This window comes from Alloacidobacterium dinghuense, from assembly GCF_014274465.1.
GTDB lineage: Bacteria > Acidobacteriota > Terriglobia > Terriglobales > Acidobacteriaceae > Alloacidobacterium > Alloacidobacterium dinghuense.
Genome location: NZ_CP060394.1, coordinates 3,971,415 through 3,989,750 on the forward strand (window position 1 = coordinate 3,971,415; position 18,336 = coordinate 3,989,750).

At 54.9% G+C, this 18,336-nt stretch carries 23 protein-coding genes; 12 read left to right on the top strand and 11 right to left on the bottom strand.

Translation table 11 applies throughout. The features are described from left to right. Positions 1-48: 48 nt before the first annotated feature. The gene (locus tag H7849_RS16310; protein WP_186740732.1) at positions 49-579 is read right to left on the bottom strand and encodes an acyl-CoA thioesterase; all 531 of its coding nucleotides are present in this window, start codon (positions 577-579) and stop codon (positions 49-51) included. Between the two features lie 161 nt (positions 580-740). Between H7849_RS16310 and H7849_RS16315 the strand changes: the two genes are divergently transcribed. From H7849_RS16315 to H7849_RS16325, 3 genes are all read left to right on the top strand, one after another. Continuing rightward, positions 741-1,058, top strand: coding sequence for a tetratricopeptide repeat protein (locus H7849_RS16315; protein WP_186740734.1), 318 nt, complete (start codon positions 741-743; stop codon positions 1,056-1,058). Between the two features lie 110 nt (positions 1,059-1,168). Then, positions 1,169-1,774, top strand: coding sequence for an LON peptidase substrate-binding domain-containing protein (locus H7849_RS16320; RefSeq protein ID WP_186740736.1), 606 nt, complete (start codon positions 1,169-1,171; stop codon positions 1,772-1,774). Between the two features lie 112 nt (positions 1,775-1,886). Then, entirely contained in the window at positions 1,887-3,404 is a 1,518-nt protein-coding gene (locus H7849_RS16325) for a magnesium chelatase ATPase subunit I (protein ID WP_186740738.1), read from the top strand. On the opposite strand, the gene H7849_RS16330 is transcribed toward H7849_RS16325, so the two are convergent. Together H7849_RS16330 and H7849_RS16335 are read right to left on the bottom strand one after the other, a co-directional pair. Then, on the bottom strand, positions 3,397-4,254 hold the full coding sequence (locus H7849_RS16330; RefSeq protein ID WP_186740740.1) for a D-hexose-6-phosphate mutarotase: 858 nt from the start codon (positions 4,252-4,254) through the stop codon (positions 3,397-3,399). The genes H7849_RS16325 and H7849_RS16330 overlap by 8 nt on opposite strands. Before the next feature lie 45 nt (positions 4,255-4,299). Further along, entirely contained in the window at positions 4,300-5,550 is a 1,251-nt protein-coding gene (locus H7849_RS16335) for a glycosyltransferase (RefSeq protein ID WP_186740742.1), read from the bottom strand. A 136-nt stretch (positions 5,551-5,686) separates the two neighbouring features. On the opposite strand from H7849_RS16335, the gene H7849_RS16340 reads away from it, so the two are divergent. The 4 genes from H7849_RS16340 (at position 5,687) to H7849_RS16355 (ending at position 8,316) form a co-directional block, all read left to right on the top strand. Next, positions 5,687-6,754: a YncE family protein gene (locus H7849_RS16340; RefSeq protein ID WP_251106315.1), complete on the top strand. Its 1,068-nt coding sequence runs from the start codon at positions 5,687-5,689 to the stop codon at positions 6,752-6,754. Positions 6,755-6,942: 188 nt separating this feature from the next. After that, complete coding sequence (locus H7849_RS27535; RefSeq protein ID WP_432756552.1) at positions 6,943-7,212, top strand: GNAT family N-acetyltransferase; 270 nt, start codon at positions 6,943-6,945, stop codon at positions 7,210-7,212. 274 nt (positions 7,213-7,486) lie between these two features. Further along, positions 7,487-7,768: an acylphosphatase gene (locus tag H7849_RS16350; protein ID WP_186747604.1), complete on the top strand. Its 282-nt coding sequence runs from the start codon at positions 7,487-7,489 to the stop codon at positions 7,766-7,768. A gap of 8 nt (positions 7,769-7,776) precedes the next feature. Beyond that, the gene (locus tag H7849_RS16355; RefSeq protein ID WP_186740744.1) at positions 7,777-8,316 is read left to right on the top strand and encodes an adenine phosphoribosyltransferase; all 540 of its coding nucleotides are present in this window, start codon (positions 7,777-7,779) and stop codon (positions 8,314-8,316) included. Between the two features lie 25 nt (positions 8,317-8,341). Here H7849_RS16355 and H7849_RS16360 read toward each other — a convergent pair whose 3' ends face one another. Continuing rightward, entirely contained in the window at positions 8,342-8,494 is a 153-nt protein-coding gene (locus H7849_RS16360; protein WP_186740746.1) for a lmo0937 family membrane protein, read from the bottom strand. 114 nt (positions 8,495-8,608) lie between these two features. Continuing rightward, on the bottom strand, positions 8,609-9,100 hold the full coding sequence (locus tag H7849_RS16365; protein WP_186740748.1) for a ferritin-like domain-containing protein: 492 nt from the start codon (positions 9,098-9,100) through the stop codon (positions 8,609-8,611). A gap of 145 nt (positions 9,101-9,245) precedes the next feature. On the opposite strand from H7849_RS16365, the gene H7849_RS16370 reads away from it, so the two are divergent. After that, positions 9,246-10,199: an energy transducer TonB gene (locus H7849_RS16370; RefSeq protein WP_186740750.1), complete on the top strand. Its 954-nt coding sequence runs from the start codon at positions 9,246-9,248 to the stop codon at positions 10,197-10,199. On the opposite strand, the gene H7849_RS16375 is transcribed toward H7849_RS16370, so the two are convergent. Next, positions 10,187-10,456 (bottom strand): hypothetical protein, encoded by a 270-nt coding sequence (locus H7849_RS16375; RefSeq protein ID WP_186740751.1) that lies wholly within the window; start codon positions 10,454-10,456, stop codon positions 10,187-10,189. The genes H7849_RS16370 and H7849_RS16375 overlap by 13 nt on opposite strands. Before the next feature lie 6 nt (positions 10,457-10,462). Beyond that, a complete protein-coding gene (pckA, locus tag H7849_RS16380) occupies positions 10,463-12,049 on the bottom strand; it encodes a phosphoenolpyruvate carboxykinase (ATP) (RefSeq protein WP_186740752.1) in 1,587 nt (528 codons plus the stop codon). 85 nt (positions 12,050-12,134) lie between these two features. Here pckA and H7849_RS16385 point away from each other — a divergent pair, with 85 nt between their 5' ends. Then, positions 12,135-13,130 carry an NAD-dependent epimerase/dehydratase family protein gene (locus H7849_RS16385; RefSeq protein WP_251106317.1) on the top strand — a complete coding sequence of 332 codons (996 nt, stop codon included), beginning with the start codon at positions 12,135-12,137 and terminating at the stop codon, positions 13,128-13,130. Positions 13,131-13,287: 157 nt separating this feature from the next. Further along, positions 13,288-13,647: a CxxC-x17-CxxC domain-containing protein gene (locus H7849_RS16390; RefSeq protein WP_186740753.1), complete on the top strand. Its 360-nt coding sequence runs from the start codon at positions 13,288-13,290 to the stop codon at positions 13,645-13,647. A gap of 77 nt (positions 13,648-13,724) precedes the next feature. Here the strand turns inward: H7849_RS16390 and H7849_RS16395 are convergent, their stop codons facing one another. The 4 genes from H7849_RS16395 to H7849_RS16410 all read right to left on the bottom strand — a co-directional run bounded on the left by H7849_RS16395 (position 13,725) and on the right by H7849_RS16410 (position 17,131). Next, a complete protein-coding gene (locus H7849_RS16395; protein WP_186740754.1) occupies positions 13,725-14,120 on the bottom strand; it encodes a hypothetical protein in 396 nt (131 codons plus the stop codon). 92 nt (positions 14,121-14,212) lie between these two features. Continuing rightward, on the bottom strand, positions 14,213-14,722 hold the full coding sequence (locus H7849_RS16400) for a DUF4411 family protein (protein ID WP_186740755.1): 510 nt from the start codon (positions 14,720-14,722) through the stop codon (positions 14,213-14,215). Further along, entirely contained in the window at positions 14,719-15,921 is a 1,203-nt protein-coding gene (locus H7849_RS16405; protein WP_186740756.1) for an ImmA/IrrE family metallo-endopeptidase, read from the bottom strand. Before H7849_RS16405 ends, H7849_RS16400 begins: the two co-directional genes overlap by 4 nt. 259 nt (positions 15,922-16,180) lie before the next feature. Continuing rightward, positions 16,181-17,131: an IS1595 family transposase gene (locus H7849_RS16410; RefSeq protein ID WP_251106318.1), complete on the bottom strand. Its 951-nt coding sequence runs from the start codon at positions 17,129-17,131 to the stop codon at positions 16,181-16,183. A gap of 254 nt (positions 17,132-17,385) precedes the next feature. On the opposite strand from H7849_RS16410, the gene H7849_RS16415 reads away from it, so the two are divergent. After that, positions 17,386-17,706, top strand: a complete 321-nt coding sequence (locus H7849_RS16415) for a TraR/DksA family transcriptional regulator (protein WP_186740758.1) — start codon at positions 17,386-17,388, stop codon at positions 17,704-17,706. A 212-nt stretch (positions 17,707-17,918) separates the two neighbouring features. Then, positions 17,919-18,251 carry an FtsX-like permease family protein gene (locus tag H7849_RS16420; protein ID WP_186740759.1) on the top strand — a complete coding sequence of 111 codons (333 nt, stop codon included), beginning with the start codon at positions 17,919-17,921 and terminating at the stop codon, positions 18,249-18,251. The last annotated feature ends 85 nt before the right edge of the window (positions 18,252-18,336 follow it).

Here is an 18,336-nt window from a genome sequence, read left to right on the forward strand (position 1 = left end):
GCGCTGATTTCGCGCTTAAACCTTTAATTTGTGCGCTAATTCAGTCGATCAAACGCGCCCTTGCGCAGCCAATTCGGCTTTGGCCGAGCGCTTGTGCGCCAGTTCCTTCTGCCGCTGCTCCCGCCGACGCCCAGCATCTTCATAACGTCGCTTCTGCTCCTCATTCTCGGGCTCCAGGCAAGGGACCGGAACGCGCCGCCCCTGCGAATCCACCGCCACAAACGTTAGATACGCCGAAGCCACATGCCGATGCGTTCCGGCAATCGTGTTCTCTACCCAGACCTTGACGCCCACCTCCATCGAGGTATTGAACGCCCGGTTCAACGACGACTTCAGAATCAGCAGATCCCCTACGTGCACTGGCGCAATGAAGTCGATGTGATCCATCGAAGCCGTTACCACATGCGTGCGCGCATGCCGGTAGGCTGCCATCGCTCCCACCAGATCAATAAAGTGCATCAGCCGCCCACCCAAAAGATTGTTGAGCGTATTGGTGTCATTCGGCAGAATCAGCTCCGTCATCTCCGACTGCGATTCGGCAACCGTACGTACGGGGCGTGAAGGCCCGGAAAAATTCATCAAGACTCGCCTTTCCCAACCCTTCCGCAAGCAAATGCGTTAAGAATCGCGCAAACGCTCACAAAGGGGCCACCTACCAGTTTCAAGCAATGGCGCCGATTTAAGCAAACGCTCTCCGCGGCAGTTTGCGTCCTCCTCCGCGGCGCGAAATAATCAACCCGATGGATAAGATCGCCGCGCTCTCCGAAATACTCACCCAGGATCCAACCAACGCCTTCGCCCGCTACGGCCTCGCCATGGAGCACGCCAGCCAGGGCAACGTAGAAACATCCATGCAGGAGTTCCAGCGCCTGCTCGCCGACCACCCTGACTACACCGCCGGATACTTCATGGCCGCTCAGACGCTGGCCAAGGCCGGACGAGCCGACGAGGCAAAAGCGCAGCTCGCAGAAGGCATCGCCAGCGCGCGCCGCACCGGCAATCAGCATGCCCTGAGTGAAATGCAGGCCATGCTCGACGATCTGGAACTGGCCGGGTAGTTGTTCTCTTTGACCCGAACGGACCTCATAGCAACGCCGTCGCGGCGTATCAAAACAAAGAGCGTCGGACACCTTCCCTTCCCGACCAAAACGCGCATAATGGCTTGATCATGAAAGTTCCCCTCTTTCCGCTGGACGTCGTGCTCTTCCCGGGAACCCCGCTGCCCCTCCATATTTTCGAGGAACGCTACAAAGAGATGATCACCGAATGCCTCGCAGAAAAAACCGGCTTCGGCGTGGTGCGCGCACAGCGCGAAGGACTGGCAGTAATCGGCTGCATGGCGCGAATCATACGCATTCTGCAGGAATATGACGATGGACGGCTCGACATCTTATGCGATGGCGGCGACCGCTTTGAGATTGAGCAACTCGACAATTCGCGAGCGTTCCTGCAAGCCGAAGTAGACTTCTTCACCGACGACGGAGCCGAGTCCTCGCGGCAGTCGCGCGAAGAATGCCTCGCCCTACACTTTGAAGTCCTGGAGCTTGCCGGCGTAGAGCACCAACCTGCGCACGTCAATCTCGATGCTCCCATCGCCTTTCAGCTCGCCTGGGCTTTACCGGCCGATCTCGGATTCAAGCAGCAACTGCTGAACATTCGCTCCGATGCCGAGCGCACGCAAATGCTGTCTGAGTTTTACAAAACCATGCTGCCCAAACTCCGCATTGGCGCAATATCCAGCCGCGTCGCAACCCACAATGGACAGGTCATGTAGCTCCGCTCAGCCAATGACTTTCAAGAAGCCCATCCGGGAAAAGCGCTACTGATTCCCTGTCTTCACTCGTCTATTTGAAAAACAAGTCATACTCTAGAGATCAGGAGTAACGATGCCGACCAACCGCCAGTTGCCTCAAACTCTCGGCGAGCTACGCAAGAGCTCTACATTTTCTGAAGCACGTCTCCAATCGCGCACGGTGAAAGACGAGCTGCGCGAAAACCTGATCGCGAGACTCAAAACTCGTGAGACCATCTTCCCTGGGATCATCGGCTACGAAGACACCGTCGTTCCGCAAATCGTAAACGCCGTGCTCTCGAAGCAGAACTTCATTTTGCTCGGGCTCCGAGGACAGGCCAAGAGCCGCATCTTGCGCGCATTGACTGCGCTGCTTGACGAGCAGACTCCCTACATCGCCGGATGCGAAATCCGCGACAACCCTTATCATCCGCTTTGCAGGCGATGCCGCGACCTTGTCGCTGAAAAAGGCGACGCAACCCCCATCGCCTACATGGACCGCGACGAGCGATATGTCGAAAAACTGGCGACACCTGACGTCACCGTCGCCGACCTGATCGGCGACCTCGATCCAATCAAGGCGGCACGCGGCGGACAGGACTTATCGAGCGAGTTGACCATGCACTATGGCCTTTTGCCACGGGCCAATCGCGGCCTCTTCGCCATCAACGAACTCCCGGACCTCGCCGGAAAAATTCAGGTAGCCCTCTTCAACATCATGCAGGAAGGGGATGTGCAGATTAAAGGCTACCCCGTGCGTCTCGCCCTCGACGTAGCGCTGGTCTTCAGCGCGAACCCTGAAGACTACACCGCGCGCGGCAAGATCGTCACACCGCTGAAAGACCGCATCGGCTCTGAAGTTCGCACACACTATCCCGAAACGATTGAGGAAGGCATCGCCATCACCGCGCAGGAAGCCTGGAGCGCACGCGGTCTCGGCACGCTCGAGATTCCGCAATACATGCGCGAGATCATCGAACAGATTGCCTTTTCCGCGCGCGAAGACAAAAAGGTCGACAAGCGCAGCGGCGTAAGCCAGCGTCTGCCGATTTCAACTATGGATCTCGTCATCTCGAATGCGGAGCGCAGGGCCTTGATGCATGGCGAATCGCTGGTCATGCCGCGCGTCGGGGATCTGTATGCTGCGTTGCCCGGCATCACCGGAAAGCTGGAGCTTGAATACGAAGGCGAGATGCGCGGCGCCGATACCGTCGTGCGCGAAATTCTTCGTATTGCAGTCGCCAAAATATTCGACAAATATTTCGTGGAAACAAACACCCAGCAAATTGAGCAATGGTTCAATCTCGGCGGAACGATCAAGTTCGATGACGACCAGCCCGCGAAGTCCATTGCCGCTGAATTGAAGCAAATTCAAGGACTCGCAGAAAAACTCTCACCGCTAAAAATCAAATCTGGATCCGATCCCGAACACCTCGTCGCAGCCGCGGAATTCCTGCTCGAAGGCATGTATGCGCATCATCGACTCAGCAGGACCGAAGAGCGCGGCTTCGCAGCGCAGGATAAGGCACGCGGCCCCTCGCGCCCCGAACGCGAACCGGAGCGTGAAATGGACGACTGGTCCCAGCGTAGGACGCGTCGCGGATTTAACTAGCCGCCACGCTGATCCTCGCCGCAATCGTGTGCTGTGCGCCGGGAGCAAGGTCCACACCGCAACTCAGAATATTGCTTGCCTCCACGCACGCGAAATGCCGCCACTCCTCGTCTCCCAAATCCGCCAGAGCCTTCGCTCCGCTTGACCACGGATTCCACACCACAGTTGAAAGCGAATTCTCCTTGGCGATTTTGATCCGCCTGCCCAGAATTGCATCGACCAGTTCAAGCACACTCTTTGTTTGCAGATACGCGTTGTCGGTCGGCTGCGTCAGAATGACATCGCCGCGCTGCGTCTTCTCGCGATTCGCATCCATATTGTCGAGAAAAACAACTCCATCCAGACCGGACACGCGAACTTTCTCTGCATCTCCAACCTGGTGATACGTGTGCAGAGCTTCCTCAAAATGCATGGCGGTCGAACCTGTGTTCGTCACGATAAGTTCCAGCTTCAGTTCAGGACCAACCGTCACGCGATGCATCACACGAAATTCATGCGGCCACCATTGCCGGGTTCCGTCATCGCTCTCGGTCGACATTGTCACCACAACTGAATCCTGCTGCTGCTCCAATGAATCAAGCTTCCACGATTTTGTGCGCACAACTCCATGTGCCGGAGCTTTCGGGTTATCGGCCTTCCCGCGAAACCATGGAAAGCAGATCGGAATCCCTCCACGGATTGCTTTGCCATCTTGAAACTTCGACTGTTTGCTCAGGAAGATCACATCTTCATCGCCCGCCGGGCGCCACGACGTAACCTGCGCTCCGTGCAGGTAAATGTCTGCCTCAGCCGCAGCCGTGCTGACACGCACCTTTTCGAGACCACTCTCACCCGCAACAATCTCTGCCACGAACCCACCTCCTGCTAAGCAATTGCCAGTGTAAACCGGCGCCGCTCAGCGCAGGACGCTTTCGACAATCTCGCTCGCACGCTCCAGCGAGTTCAAGTTCGCAATCTCATCTCTGAACCTGCGCGCATTCTCGCGATACGTCGAATTCGACATAACGCCCGACACCGCGCGTTGGAGAGAATTTGCGGTGAGTTTCTTCAGCGGAATCAGCTGGCCCGTACCTGTCCACACAATGCGCGCAGCCACACCCGGCTGGTCATTTGTAATCGGAATTGCAACCATCGGCACGCCCTGAGCCAGCGACTCAAGTGCCGTATTCAATCCCGCATGCGTAATGCACAAGGCCGCACGTTTCAACACTTCGAGCTGCGGCGCAAACTGGACAACGACGGGGTCGCCCGGCAACTGCGAAAACTGCGCCGGATCCATATTGCCGCCAAGCGAAAGAACAAGCTGCGCATCCACTCCGGCGCAGCCCTCGGCTATCGCTCGAAAGACCCACTCCAGACCATTCTGCAGCGTTCCCATCGACGCATAAATCAACGGCCGCCCGTCAATTCGCTCCCATGGAAAGGATGTACCCGGCCTGCTCTCACTCTTATGCAGCGGTCCCACGAAATGAAATGTGGGCGGCAAATTCCGGGGAAATTCAAAGCTTCGCGGTTGCTGGCAGATCTGCGGTTGCGCCCCAAACCTCTCATTCAGGAATTCCGTGTAAACCGGCAGCCCCCATTTTTGTCGCTGCCTGTTGAGTTCGTCCCAAACCCGTTGAAACATCTTTCGGATGATCGCGTGAGCAAGTCTGATTCGAGCCAGGGCGATGAATCCTCGTTCGTCGCTCCAGGTGAAAATGATCGGCGGAATTTTCTTGTCGACGTTACTCAACAGAGCGTTCGCAACGTGCACGTAGGGCAATTGCAAGTGGTCGGCTACCGTGCTGCCGCCGATATAGAACTGATCGATAATCAGCGCGTCGATTCCTGCTTCTCTGATCGCTTCCGGCAGCGTAGCCAGTTGAGCCCCAACCTCTTTGCACAGAAGGTCGACGGTATAACGAATTCCGCGTATGCCACTCATCCGGCTCAACGCGCCGAAAGCCCGCTTAACATAGCCAAGCGGAAATTCTTCGCGGCCTACGACAACGCACTCCAACCCGGCTTGCGTGATAAAGGCCTCCGAGTCCGCGAATGCGAAGAACGTCACCCGATGCCCGCGACTCTTAAGATGCGCCGCCAGCGTGCTCATCGGAAAGAGGTGTCCCATCACGTGCAGCGTAAGAAATCCTAAGTGGGCCATCTTTCGAACTCACCTCGGTAACATCCAACTTTGTTTTCTTCCGCAATTCAAGGGAAAACCTCTCAGATCTATCTCCCATGAGTCAAACGCGAAAGCGATAGGAACAGCACCAGCTTGGGAGTAAGATTTGCGCGTGATGAAAATGAAGCTCGCTCTCGCATCCCTCTGCATTGGACTGTGTCTGTCGCTCCAACTCGGTGCTCAGAGCACGCCGCAGACGACCTTGCTGGCCCTGTCCAAGCGGGCGCATACGCTTGCCATCGTCGATCCCTCCAGCCTTCAGGTGATAGCCCGCGTTCCCGTCGGCAATGATCCTCATGAAGTGATTGCATCGAGTGACGGGAGCACCGCATACGTTTCGAACTATGGCTTTGGAGCGTACAACACGCTTGCAGTCATCGATCTTGTGCATCAGCAAGCAATGCCTTCCATCGATCTCGGCCCTCTGCGCGGACCGCATGGCCTCACGTTTGTCGATGGCAAAGTGTGGTTCACCGCCGAAGCGGCAAAAGCAATCGGCCGCTATGATCCTGCAGGCAGTAAAGTCGATTGGATCCTGGGAACCGGCCAGAACCGCACGCACATGATCTTCGTCTCGCAGGACGTGCAGTCGATCATCACCACGAATGTGAGTTCCGCAACCGTGAGCCTTATCGAGAAAATCAAAGGCCAGGCTCCCGGAGGACCACCGCCGCCCATGCCGGCAGGTTCAGGCCCTCCACCGGGCCCCCCGCCAATGGGCGCGCCCGGCGGCGACTGGAATGAAACGGTGATTCCAGTCGGCAAGGGTTCAGAGGGATTTGATGTCTCGCCTTCCGGCAGCGAGATATGGGTAGCCAATGCACAGGACGGCACCGTCTCGATCATCGACCGCGCCAGCAAAACCGTAACGCAAACACTCGCAGCCAACATGCAGGGAGCCAACCGCCTCAAGTTCACCCCTGACGGAAAGCTCGTCTTCATCTCAAGCCTGCGACAGCCCGACTTGGCCATCTACGACGCCGCTACGCGAAAAGAAGTAAAGCGAATCAAGATCGGCCACGGTGCTGCCGGCATCGTCATGCAGCCGGATGGCGCGCGCGTCTACGTCGCCTGCTCTCCGGATAACTACGTCGCCGTGATCGACCTGAAGACACTCGAAGTTACAGGCCATATCGATGTCGGCGCAGAACCCGACGGACTCGCGTGGGCGATTCGCCATTGAGCACGGCCTCACCGAAGATCTCAATCCAGAAGATTGAGCTGCCCATGCCGGGAATGGAACAATTGCAGTCCGAGGCACGCAGCGAAGGCTACAACTTCATCGAGACGCTGCTCGACGACTGAACCAGCGCAAAGAATCGCTTCGACGGCCCCGGAGAGATCCTCTGCGGCCACTTCAATCAAGGCCTGCTGGTCGCCGTAGGCGGACTCAATTGCGATCCATTCGCCGCCAATCCTGAAATTGGCCGGATCAGGCGCGTCTACGTGAAACAAGCATGGCGGAATCAAGGCATCGGAAGAGCGCTCGTCACCACACTCCTCGCCGAAGCCAGAAAGCATTTTCGCATCGTGCGACTTCGTGCCGAAACTTCCGATGCGGCCCGTATGTACGAGCAGATAGGCTTTGCCCCCATCGCAAATCCGGACGCAACTCATAGCATTACCTTCGACTCGAAATAAATTAATCGTCGCAACGAATAGTGGCGTGGGATTATGCCGGATTCCGGTAAACTATAAATAGGGGAATCGAATAACAGGCCGAATAGCAATTTCCCCGCATATCGATAATGCCAGCAGAATCAAATACTTGCATATAAGCGCATTCGTATCTGATAGTTAGCGCTATCTTTACGTAGATCGTTTGATTTCAAGAACTTCGGGTCCAGGGGGTAGGCGCGACGTGCCTTGCACCCGAGCCGCGCATCTGCAACACTTGTCTTCGGTCCACCCCAATATGGTTCGTCATTACCTCATCAAAGGCCGCGTGCAGGGCGTCGGCTTCCGCTGGTATGTGCACAGCGAAGCCGGAGCGCTGGGCCTGCGTGGCTGGGTGCGCAATACAGAAGACGGTCATGTCGAAGTCGTTGCAGCGGGTGACGCAAACGAACTTGCCGCCCTGCGCCTCGCCCTCGGTCGCGGATCGCGGGGCAGCCGTGTCGACCATGTCATCGAACACCAGCTCGACGATTCGGAAGACAATGACCTTGGACCATTTCAGATTGAAGGAGCCTGGTAACGCCAGTTATGAGTCACGCATTAGATTGCGAGCCGTTGAAGCCGCTCGTTCGCACCGTCCCTGACTTCCCCAAGCCGGGAATTCTTTTCTACGACATCACGACCTTACTGAAAGACAGAATCGGCTTCGCCCAGCTCATCGATGCCTTGGCCGCGCACTACATCGGCAAAGACATCGACCTCGTGCTCGGCATCGAGGCACGCGGCTTCATCTTCGGCCCGGCTCTCGCCTATCGCCTCAACGCCGGCTTCGTGCCCGTCCGCAAGCCGCGCAAGCTGCCCGCGCCTGTGGCCCGCGTCACCTATGACCTGGAGTATGGAACCGATTCGCTTGAAATCCACCTCGACGCCGTCGAACCAGGTCAGAAGGTAATTATCGTCGACGATCTGCTCGCAACCGGCGGAACAATGGAAGCGACGGTAAAGCTGGTCCAGCAGTTAGGCGGACACATCGCTGGTCTTGGATTTGCCGTGGAGCTTGACTTCCTGAAAGGACGCGACAAGTTCAAAGACTACGACGTCTTCAGTCTCTTGCATTACAACGAATAAGAAAGGCGCCGCTCAACGGCGCCTTTCAAGCTTTCGCAGCAGAACCCCGAACGAAATGCATGATGATCGAAATCACCGCGAAGATCAGCAGTAAGTGAATGAGAAATCCTGCGGTGTGGAACACCACAAATCCGCCAATCCAGGCTAGTATCAGGACCAACGCCAGAATCAGAAACATGTCATCTACCTCACTTTCAGTAGCTCAGATGGTTCTGATTGCATCAACGGTTGGATAGCCCGGATCGCATTTCGCATGCAATCCGGACGGAATTGTAACTGTGAAGCGAACAGATTAGGCCGCCTTGGCTTTCCTGTTCACAGTCGTGGAGATTTTTGTCAGCTTCTGGTCAGCCGACTTCTCTTCTGCAAGCGTCTGCTCCAGCAAGTTCGCAACGTCGCTTTCCTTCAACAGTTCAGCGTAGGTGCGAACTGAACCGTACGCCGCAATCTCATAGTGTTCGACGCGCTGCGCCGCAGCAATAAGTCCAGCGTCTACAACCTCGGGCTCGCCGCCGTCTTTGATACGTTCTTCACCCTCTTTGAGCAGACCCTTCATGCCTTCGCACGTCTTGCCCTTGGAGCTCTCTTGCAAATGCTTAAAGATCTTTTCGAGCCGTTGCACATGCCCTTCGGTCTCCTGAAGATGGCTCTCAAAGGCCTGTTTCAGTTCTGGGCTCGTTGATGTCTTGGCCATTTTCGGTAAGGCCTTCGTTATCTGTGTCTCGGCTGAATAAAGGTCCTGCAGTTCGTCCAGCAGAAGCTCCCGCATGGTTTCCAGTTTCATAACATACCTCGGTAGAAAGTTTGACGAACAATAGCTGGGATGCGAGAAAGATCCTTCGCGTAGACTAACTGGCGGGTTTCCCTGCGCGATGCATGCCGCTGCAAACAGTTGCTCATCGCGCGGCAGAACGCTACCATATCGCCGAATGCGCAGCCTTACTCCAATTCTCCTGTTTACGTTCGCTTTCGCGTATGCGCATAGCCAGGTGATGCAAAACACGAATTACGAACGGGAGATGGCGCACGCCCAGTCCCTTCTCGCCGGGACGACGGCCACTGACATCCCCCACCACGTTCACTATGACTTGAAACTCTATGATCGGGAAGGACACGAAAGCACTGCGACGTACGACATCTATCGCGACCCAATCATGTATGAGCGGGTCGAGGTCAAAGCCGACAATTACCAATTAACCAGAATCAGCAATGTGCGCGATCACATTCAATGGCTTCATTACACGGGTGAAATGCCGCTCAAGATAGTCGATTTCGACGAGGTGATGGACCTCCCAACGGCCGCAGTGGACCGCTTCAAGTCCGAGCCGGGAAGCATCGACGCGATGCACCCTGAGCAATTGGAAGGCGCTCCAGTGCTGTGTGCGAATGACAATGACGGTACAGCCATCTGCTTTAACCCTATGATTCGTATGTTTGCCTACGCGCAGTTGTTCAACCGCACCATCATGTATGACCAGTGGCTGCCGATCGGCTCGCATACAGTGCCGGGCGCGATCCGGATTTATGAGGACAAGAAACTGATTGTCGAGGCAACCGGCACTGTTGAAGCCGTCAAAACATTTCCTGAAAATTTCTTGAAAATACCCGACACTCCATCGCAGCCCACGCAGCAAAGCCAGTACAAAATTATCAAATCGAAGAAGATGGACCTGTCGCAGCCGATATATGGAAACGTTCAGATTGCAATTTCAGTGGATGAGAAAGGACACGTAACGAAAGAATCGATCATCGACTCCGACGACAAGCACCTCGAAGGTACTATCCGCAAGTACGCGCGAAACCTCGTCTTCGAACCGCAAATGAAGGATGGCCAGCCGAGCCCATTTGAAGTTGTGCTGTATCTGGAATACTACCCGTCCTGAAGCTGAGTAACGCGCAGCTTCTCCTCAGGCTTGATATAGCCCTTGCGCCGAAACCAGTCTTCCATCGCCATCTCGAGCTGATCAATCGGGACTCGGAAACCCACCTCCAGCAAGCCATCGGCGACAGGCAATGTGTCATCGAAAACCGCATCGTTCGTGAAGTTACGCATGGCGAAATTGTCGATCCAGGCGATGGGGCACAGCTGTGCTTCTCCGTGAGGATTCACGCTTTCGACCTGCAGCTTGCGAGCGTACATCGCAGATTAAGCGCGAGACTTTGGACCAGCGGCGCGAACATTTTCAGGAGCGTCGAACTTGGCAAAATTTTCTTCAAACTTTGCCGCCAGGAGACGAGCATGCGCATCGTAAGCCTTCTTGTCCGCCCACGCATTGCGCGGATGGAGCAACTCAGCCGGAACGTCAGGGGATGAAGTAGGAATCGATAATCCGAATGCATCTTCTGTGACGTACTCAGCCTTGGCAAGCCTTCCGTCGAGGGCCGCATGCACGATGGCACGCGTGTGCTTGAGGCTCATGCGCTTGCCTACACCGAACGCGCCGCCAGTCCAGCCAGTGTTCACAAGCCAGCACTGCGCATCGTGCTCCTTTAGCCTACGGCCGAGCATCTCCGCATACACGCGCGGAGCAAGCGGCAGGAACGGCGATCCGAAGCACGCAGAAAATTCGGGCACAGGCTCGCTGCCCAGGCCGGCTTCGGTTCCTGCAAGTTTCGCCGTGTATCCGGACAGGAAGTGATACATCGCTTGCTCGGGTGTAAGCTTCGCAATCGGAGGAAGCACGCCGAAAGCATCAGCCGCCAGAAAAAGCACGTTCTTTGGATGCCCACCGACACCAGGGATCACGGCGTTTTCGATAAATTCAATCGGATACGCCACTCGCGTATTCTCCGTGTAGCGAATATCAGAATAATCAGGAACACCGGTCACCGGATCGATCACGACATTTTCAAGTACCGACCCGAAGCGGATCGCATGATAAATCTGCGGCTCTTTTTCTTCGGACAGGTCGACGCACTTGGCATAACATCCGCCTTCAAAATTGAAGACTCCAGCGGGACTCCAGCCATGCTCATCATCGCCAATCAGCCGCCGAAGAGGATCCGCCGATAGCGTGGTCTTGCCCGTTCCCGAAAGGCCGAAGAACAAAGCTGTCTCCCCGTTGGCGCCGATATTCGCGGAACAGTGCATGGGGAAAACATCCCGTGCAGGCAGAAGGTAATTCATGACTCCAAAAATGGACTTCTTCATCTCGCCGGCGTATTTCGTACCGCCGATGAGAATGACATTGCGCGTAAAGTCCCCGAGAATAAACGTTCCTGACTTGGTTCCGTCTCGCTCGGGAACAGCTTCAAATTCTGGTGCAGCAATCACTGTGAATTCCGCGACATGGCGTCCCAGTTCAGCCATTTGCGGACGCACGAAGAGCTGCTTCACAAAAAGTGCGTGCCACGCGTATTCCGTTATGATCGTTATCGGCAGACGATATTCCGGATCTGCGCCGGCATACAAATCCATGACATACAGGTCGCGCTCCGCCATGTGTTTGGTAACCCGGTCGAGCAAAGCTTGGAATTTCGCCGGATCGAAACGCTGGTTTACCTTACCCCAGTCAACGCGGCTGCGCGTCTCATCATCCTCGACTGTGAACTTGTCCTTCGGGGAACGTCCCGTGCGGGCGCCCGTAAATGCCACCAGCGCGCCATTTGCGGCCAGTCTTCCCTCGCCGCGGGCAATGGCGGCTTCCACGAGTTGAGGGGTAGAAAGATTCCGGTGAACGTGAGGGCCTTCAGTCAGGGTTCGCAGGTCAGTTGCCATCGTGGCAGCTCCCATAAATACACTCCTTGGGCAAACTGTTTATTGTGCCATTCTGCAATGTGAGATGGCAAAGCATTATCGTCGAGTTTTGTTCTGAAACATGGCAGACAATTCTCAGATTCATCAGCCAACGCAGACCCGCACATCAGAGGGAATTTCTATGGAGTCGATCGCGCTCATTGGAGCATCTGGAAGCCTTGGCAAATCGATTGCCGCCGCGCTCAGCGCAAGATCAACGCGTTACCGTGTCATTGGAAGATCAGAGTCCTCGCTGAAAGTAAGCTTCGGAGCTGATCCGCTCGCCAGCCTCGTCAGCTGGAATCCGGACTCTCCCGAATCGATCCGTCGAGCGCTCGCTGACATCGATACTGCCATTTACATGGTGGGGGTCAACTATTGGCAATTCGAACTTCATCCGCAGCTTATAAAGAAGACCCTCGATGGAGCCGTCGCCGCGGGCGTGAAGAAGCTTCTCCTCATCGGTACTGTCTATCCGTTTGGCAGACCACAGGCCGAACGCGTAAGCGAGGATCACCCGCGCCAACCACATACATTCAAGGGCCGCATGCGCAAAGAGCAGGAAGACCTGGTACTTGCAGCGCACGAAACGGGAAAAATTCAGACGGCAATCCTGCGCCTGCCCGACTTCTATGGTCCTGGTGTCGATAAAAGCTTCCTCTGGAGCGCTTTTCAATCTGCCAAGACGGGGAAGCGCGCTCAACTCGTTGGCCCTATCGACACGCCCCACGAGTTTGTTTACATCCCCGACGCGGGCGCCACCGTCGCGCGCCTTATCGCTACGCGAGGAGCATGGAGTAAGGCTTGGAATCTGGGAGGGGCTGGTGTCACCTCAACCCGCGCCATGGCCGCCGAAATCTTTGCGCAAGCTGGACGTAAGCCGAAATATACAGTTGCCGGAAAGACGATGTTGCGCATTTTCGGCCTCTTCAACCCCATGGTGCGCGAATTGGTTGAAATGCATTATCTGCAGACTTCTCCAGTCATTCTGGACGACACGCGCCTGAAAGATCTGTTAGGTGAACTGCCAAAAACGCCCTATAAAGAGGGCATACGGCAAACCTTGGCTTCGATTTAATGATTCGGAGCCGCCCTAAAGTGCAATAATAAGCACTACCCTCGAACCGCTGCTCAGACTTTCTGTCTATCTCCTCCAGGTACCGAGTAGATATGGATTAGGCGCAGGAACTCTCCAGACGGGAACGAATATAGTTCGAACAAGGTAAGGAGCCGATATGACTGGGGACCTGCAACTCATCTGCAGCGACTGTGGACAGGAATTCACCTTTAGTGCCGCCGATCAGGCATTTTTCCGCGAACGCGGTTATTCCGCGCCCAAGCGGTGCAAGGCATGCCGTCAGGCAAAAAAGAATGACCATCAGGGGGGCGGTGGCGGTGGCAGTTACGGAGGCGGGGGCGGCGGATATCGGTCGAATGTTTCGACGGGAACATCCGTAATCTGTGCCGGTTGCGGTCAGCAGACAACGGTTCCCTTCGAACCACGAGGCGACCGTCCCGTCTTCTGCAAGAGCTGCTACCAGGCACAATCCGGCGGCCGCGATTCAAGAAGGCCACGTGGTGGGGGTCGCTACTAGATCAAAACAAGTTACAGTGCACAAACAAAAGGACTGCTTCACGCAGTCCTTTGTGTTGAGAGTCTTCCCGAACAATCTTAGGGAACAGGTTGCGCGTCATCGTTGGCTGGCAGAGTAGGCAGCTTGCTCGTATGTCCTGCCTCATGAAGCACCACATCCAGATGATCGAGTACTTCATCGATGCTCATGGTGTACATCTCGCGGCCATTGTCATAGCCAGATTCGATCGCGCCCTTGAGGTAATGTCCCGCGATCTGCGCGGCGAGCTGATCGGTAATCACATGCCCGGTCCGCTTCTTCTGCTCCACCCATGCCTCGCAAGGCATCGCGATCCACACGGGTCTCTTGTTCACTTCATAGCGAACATCCACGGCATCGGCATGGCGGGTAGCGATGGCAACAATATTTGCCTTCCACTGGCAGTGCAGATCTTCGCCGGTCCAGCGATCAGTCACATGAAAGTCTTCGTACATGGCTTCTTTAAGCGTATACGGCAGCCGCTGCAGTATCAAGCGTGTGACGAGAGACTGCGCAAAGGCAATAAATACCTTGGCTAACCCATAATTTATTTCTTAGTGGTGCCGAGCGTTTTCATCAGATCCGTAAGAGTAATGATTTTCACGTCGAAATGCTTACACAGGTCGGGAATCTTTGGCTCGTGCGACATGGGTGCGGATTCTTCCCTCGTGACAACGGTGCCGTTGTCGATGGCCGCCTGAGCAATGAGCCACGCATCTGCCCCGCTAGAGAACCTCGCACGATGACGTGCATAGAAACGACTTTCCGTGTAGACGTACTCTCCAATCTTCGCGGCAAACTCTTGGACACTTTTGGAGGGCGAGACTCGCACAGTTGGCCATTTGGTCAATTGCAATTTGAGCCATTTAGCTAGTTCGTCGTCCCCCTTCCGCCCCTCGGTGATTTCCTTGAAATTTCGCTTGGTGATCTTGATGGCACCATTTGCGATGTTGCGTTCTATTAGAGTCCAGAATCCGGCATATTCCGTATACCCCAATGGGGCTACGTTGTCCTTCGCCCACACGAGAACATCGGAATCGAGCCAGTAGCTGCTCAAGCGGCGGCTTTCTCCCTATGTAGGAACCTTTCGACTGTCGCGATTGTCACGCCGAGGAGATTAGAGGCTTCCGTGTAGGTTGTCGTAGCGTTTCTGACGCTTGCCGCAATAGCGTTAGAGAACAGTACGCTATTGCGCAATTTGAATGTGGACCAGAAATCGCCAGTTTGTTTTTTCTTGGCCTCTTCCTCACGCTTTTTACGTCTTTGCTCGATTGCATAGTAATGGGCATACTCTTGGTCGAGCGCGGCCTTAAAGTCGTCGTAATTAAGTTTTTTCAGATCATAGGCTCGCCGCAGGGCTACCAATGAACTTACCCAAAAATGTCGCTGTATGCGTTCAAGATTGGCCTTGATGCTCCGCGATGGTTGCCATGACACATTGAAGGATTTCTCTGGCACGAGAAATTCGGCGGCGACCTGATTGCAGAAACGCTCGATATTACTCAACTCGCTCAGACTCCGCCCGGCAAGTCTGGCATTGGAAATACCAGTTTTCCCTATCCAAATGTGAGCAAGTTCATGCGCGAGAGTGAAAATTTGAGCCGCTCTTGCATCGGTATCATTAACGAAGACTAGTGGCGCATATGGATCACTGATTGCGAAGCCCTGAAACTCCTCCGCGTCTAGTCGTCTATGAGTGGAGTGGCCGACAACCCCACTCCTCATTACCAAAATTCCCGCAACCTCGACCTTTTTGATTAGCTGACGAAGGAATTTCTCCCAACTTCTACACTGCTGCCGAAAATCGGCATTCACTCCGATAACCAACCGCATATTGGCAGCAACATCGGCGACGGAATCCTTGGTAGTGAATCGGCCAACAAGAGTTAGTTTTTGCTTTCCCTGGCGAAGCTTATGCTCACGAAACCAATCTTGGCGCATGAGCGCGTCATTGATTACGCCAATAAATTCCCGTGAGGGTTCGGCTACAGGCTTTCCGCTGCGGGTACGGAGATCGGGAATTGGCACCGGATCAGGTTGAGGCGGGTTCGGGAGGAATAGCACTAGATATGGAATTTGGAGTTTGTTGGCAAGAAATTCCGCCTGATCTTCACTGATCGGTTCCCCCTGTTCCCATGCTCTTATTTTGTCGGCAGTGACGGCTTCCGTGGCCAATTGCTCTGGCACTAGATTGTTTTGGGCCATAGCCCACGTAATGATGCGCGGATTTATATAAGCAACGTTCATGTCATCCATCGGATTGCCCCCTCGGTGATACACTTCTGGTAGGCCATCCGTCGGTTAAAGCCGAGAAGGACAGTTATATGTCATCGTCGTCAGATTCGCCTAGAAAAAACTCGGGGCTGCCACCACGGGAATTTCAGGCATTTACTGACGCTTTGGCGAAGGTTGCAAAAGCTTCCCCGGCTTCCTCCCGCGCCGCAATCGCGGCTGCCAAAGCAGCGAAACCTTCACGTCATACTCGATTCGTTTACTCCCCCTCAAAGGACCGGGCTTAACAAGACCCTGCCTCCTTGCCCGTCAATTCCTTATAGGTAAGGCGACGGCTTACGACCTGAGCGAGCGCCTGTGCGAAGCGGGTCGAATCAGTATGACCAATTCGGTGATTGAACCGGAACATAGCTTCATCTAGATAACGGTCCATGTGGTATGGCTCGACAGCAACGTAGGTTCCATTCAATCCCCTTTTTAGCAGACTCCAAAAATTCTCGATTGCTTGCGTGTGAACCTGACCGCGAACATATTCCTCAACATGGTTGACGGTTTCATGGATGAAGCCCTTTGCGTCTAGACCGTCATATCCCGGCCATCCATCGCTATAGACCGTCGCGCCGAAGCCTACACGGTCAAGAATGGCCCTCTGAAGGGTTTCCCGCTTGACGTTCGGGACGACCTGAGCGCGAACCTTACGAGTCTCACGATCCAGCATCCCGAACACCGCCGTCTTCTCTTCATAGCCGTTCATTGCAACCCTCATCTTGAGGCGACGACTGCGATGCATGTTCTTGGGCTTGCCGCCGTGGAACGACTCGTCAGCTTCCACAGGCCCCTTCATCGGGATAACGGTGGTGTCCTTCAGAACATGACGGAGACGCTGTAGAACAAACCATGCGGCTTTCTGGCTAATTCCCAGATCGCGCGAGATTTCGTAGGAACTAACTCCGTTCTTGCAGTTCACCAACAGCCAAAGGGCAGTGAGCCACTTATCAAGACCGATTGGGCTATCCTCGAATATCGTTCCAACCTTGACGCTGAATTGCTTGCGGCACGCATAGCACTTCCAACGCTTCTGAGTTGTAAGCCAATAATGATTACGCTCTCCTTGAGCCGCATTGCACTTTGGGCATACTGGACTGCCGTCCTCCCAGCGCAGATAAGCCACCGCATTGATGCAGGTTTGTTCGTCGGAGAAGTAGCGGATGGCTTCGATAAGTGTTTCAGGCATTTGCAATGTCGTTCACCTTGACTAACCAAATAATACCCGGGGTGCGTTGGGTTAGTCAAGGTGTTTATTGCCTGCGCAAATTTCTCAATTAATGCAACTCAGCCGCAAATCTTTTCTTCTCGATCCTGCGTCCAATATTTGTCTCGCAAGGAAGAGAGAGAAAAAAGATGATTCGATAAAGGAGTTCAACTAAAGTGACCCAGTCCCCACAAAACGCACGGCGATTAGAAGAGAAACTGCGCGAGGAGCAGGCTATGCTCGAACGCAACATGCTGACCGCCGTTGAACAAGGCCGCCAGACTGTAGCAGACGCAACGCAGGATGTCGCCGATCAGGCGGTAACATCGTATCAAAAGGAGTTGCTGTTTACCCAGGGCACAAGCGGCCATGCGCAGCTATCGCAAATTCGCCTTGCGCTGGATCGACTCGACGACGGCAGTTATGGCGAGTGCCTGCAATGCGGAAATCCCATCGGCGCCAAACGGCTTGAAGCCGTGCCATGGACCCCGTACTGCATCGACTGTCAGGGAAAAATTGAAAACGGCCAGATCGAAGCCCCCGTCCGCGCTGCCTAGAATGCAGGACACCTTTCGGTGTCCTGCAAACCTGCTTTTCCACCATCGGTGTGTCCGCATCACCAGCCCCCATCAACCTGAATAGAACACGGCTACTCACGCTCCCGACTGTTGTCGAAGTTCTTCTTGCTTCCATCGCTCTCCTATCACGATGAATCTTCAGGCCGGTTTGTTCGTGGAAGTTAGAACGCCTAGAAACAGTCCTTCCCATAGTGGGTGTGAGCGGTACGCTCGCACTCTTCGTCGCGCGTCGAACAAAAGAAATCGGTATACGCATCGCACTTGGAGCGACACGCGAAGCGATCCTCCGCCACAGTCTTTATCGCGGCATGGCTCCTGTTCTTACCGGCGTGGCCATCGGAATCATCGCGGCCTTCTTCTGCACACACGCACTGGCTGGAATGCTCTTTGCGGTAAATGTAACCGACCCGCTGACATTTGTGGCGATCGCCCTCTTTCTCTCTCTGGTTGCGCTCATCGCCTGTTGTATTCCCGGGCGCCTTGCCACACGCATTGATCCCATGAAGGCCTTACGCGCTGATTGAGCCGTCAGAAATTCAGCTATCCGCCCGATCTTAAGGTTGTCTTAAGTAATTCGTCTTTAACAACCCGCTGCTAACGTCTTGCGTG

Excerpts from the sequence above, each read along its gene's own strand:
- H7849_RS16310 (WP_186740732.1), bottom strand. The coding sequence starts at position 579 with ATGAATTTTTCCGGGCCTTCACGCCCCGTACGTACGGTTGCCGAATCG.
- H7849_RS16315 (WP_186740734.1), top strand. The coding sequence starts at position 741 with ATGGATAAGATCGCCGCGCTCTCCGAAATACTCACCCAGGATCCAACC.
- H7849_RS16320 (WP_186740736.1), top strand. The coding sequence starts at position 1,169 with ATGAAAGTTCCCCTCTTTCCGCTGGACGTCGTGCTCTTCCCGGGAACC.
- H7849_RS16325 (WP_186740738.1), top strand. The coding sequence starts at position 1,887 with ATGCCGACCAACCGCCAGTTGCCTCAAACTCTCGGCGAGCTACGCAAG.
- H7849_RS16335 (WP_186740742.1), bottom strand. The coding sequence starts at position 5,550 with ATGGCCCACTTAGGATTTCTTACGCTGCACGTGATGGGACACCTCTTT.
- H7849_RS16340 (WP_251106315.1), top strand. The coding sequence starts at position 5,687 with ATGAAAATGAAGCTCGCTCTCGCATCCCTCTGCATTGGACTGTGTCTG.
- H7849_RS16350 (WP_186747604.1), top strand. The coding sequence starts at position 7,487 with ATGGTTCGTCATTACCTCATCAAAGGCCGCGTGCAGGGCGTCGGCTTC.
- H7849_RS16355 (WP_186740744.1), top strand. The coding sequence starts at position 7,777 with ATGAGTCACGCATTAGATTGCGAGCCGTTGAAGCCGCTCGTTCGCACC.
- H7849_RS16360 (WP_186740746.1), bottom strand. The coding sequence starts at position 8,494 with ATGTTTCTGATTCTGGCGTTGGTCCTGATACTAGCCTGGATTGGCGGA.
- H7849_RS16365 (WP_186740748.1), bottom strand. The coding sequence starts at position 9,100 with ATGAAACTGGAAACCATGCGGGAGCTTCTGCTGGACGAACTGCAGGAC.
- H7849_RS16370 (WP_186740750.1), top strand. The coding sequence starts at position 9,246 with ATGCGCAGCCTTACTCCAATTCTCCTGTTTACGTTCGCTTTCGCGTAT.
- H7849_RS16375 (WP_186740751.1), bottom strand. The coding sequence starts at position 10,456 with ATGTACGCTCGCAAGCTGCAGGTCGAAAGCGTGAATCCTCACGGAGAA.
- pckA (WP_186740752.1), bottom strand. The coding sequence starts at position 12,049 with ATGGGAGCTGCCACGATGGCAACTGACCTGCGAACCCTGACTGAAGGC.
- H7849_RS16385 (WP_251106317.1), top strand. The coding sequence starts at position 12,135 with ATGGCAGACAATTCTCAGATTCATCAGCCAACGCAGACCCGCACATCA.
- H7849_RS16390 (WP_186740753.1), top strand. The coding sequence starts at position 13,288 with ATGACTGGGGACCTGCAACTCATCTGCAGCGACTGTGGACAGGAATTC.
- H7849_RS16395 (WP_186740754.1), bottom strand. The coding sequence starts at position 14,120 with ATGTACGAAGACTTTCATGTGACTGATCGCTGGACCGGCGAAGATCTG.
- H7849_RS16405 (WP_186740756.1), bottom strand. The coding sequence starts at position 15,921 with ATGGATGACATGAACGTTGCTTATATAAATCCGCGCATCATTACGTGG.
- H7849_RS16410 (WP_251106318.1), bottom strand. The coding sequence starts at position 17,131 with ATGCCTGAAACACTTATCGAAGCCATCCGCTACTTCTCCGACGAACAA.
- H7849_RS16415 (WP_186740758.1), top strand. The coding sequence starts at position 17,386 with ATGCTCGAACGCAACATGCTGACCGCCGTTGAACAAGGCCGCCAGACT.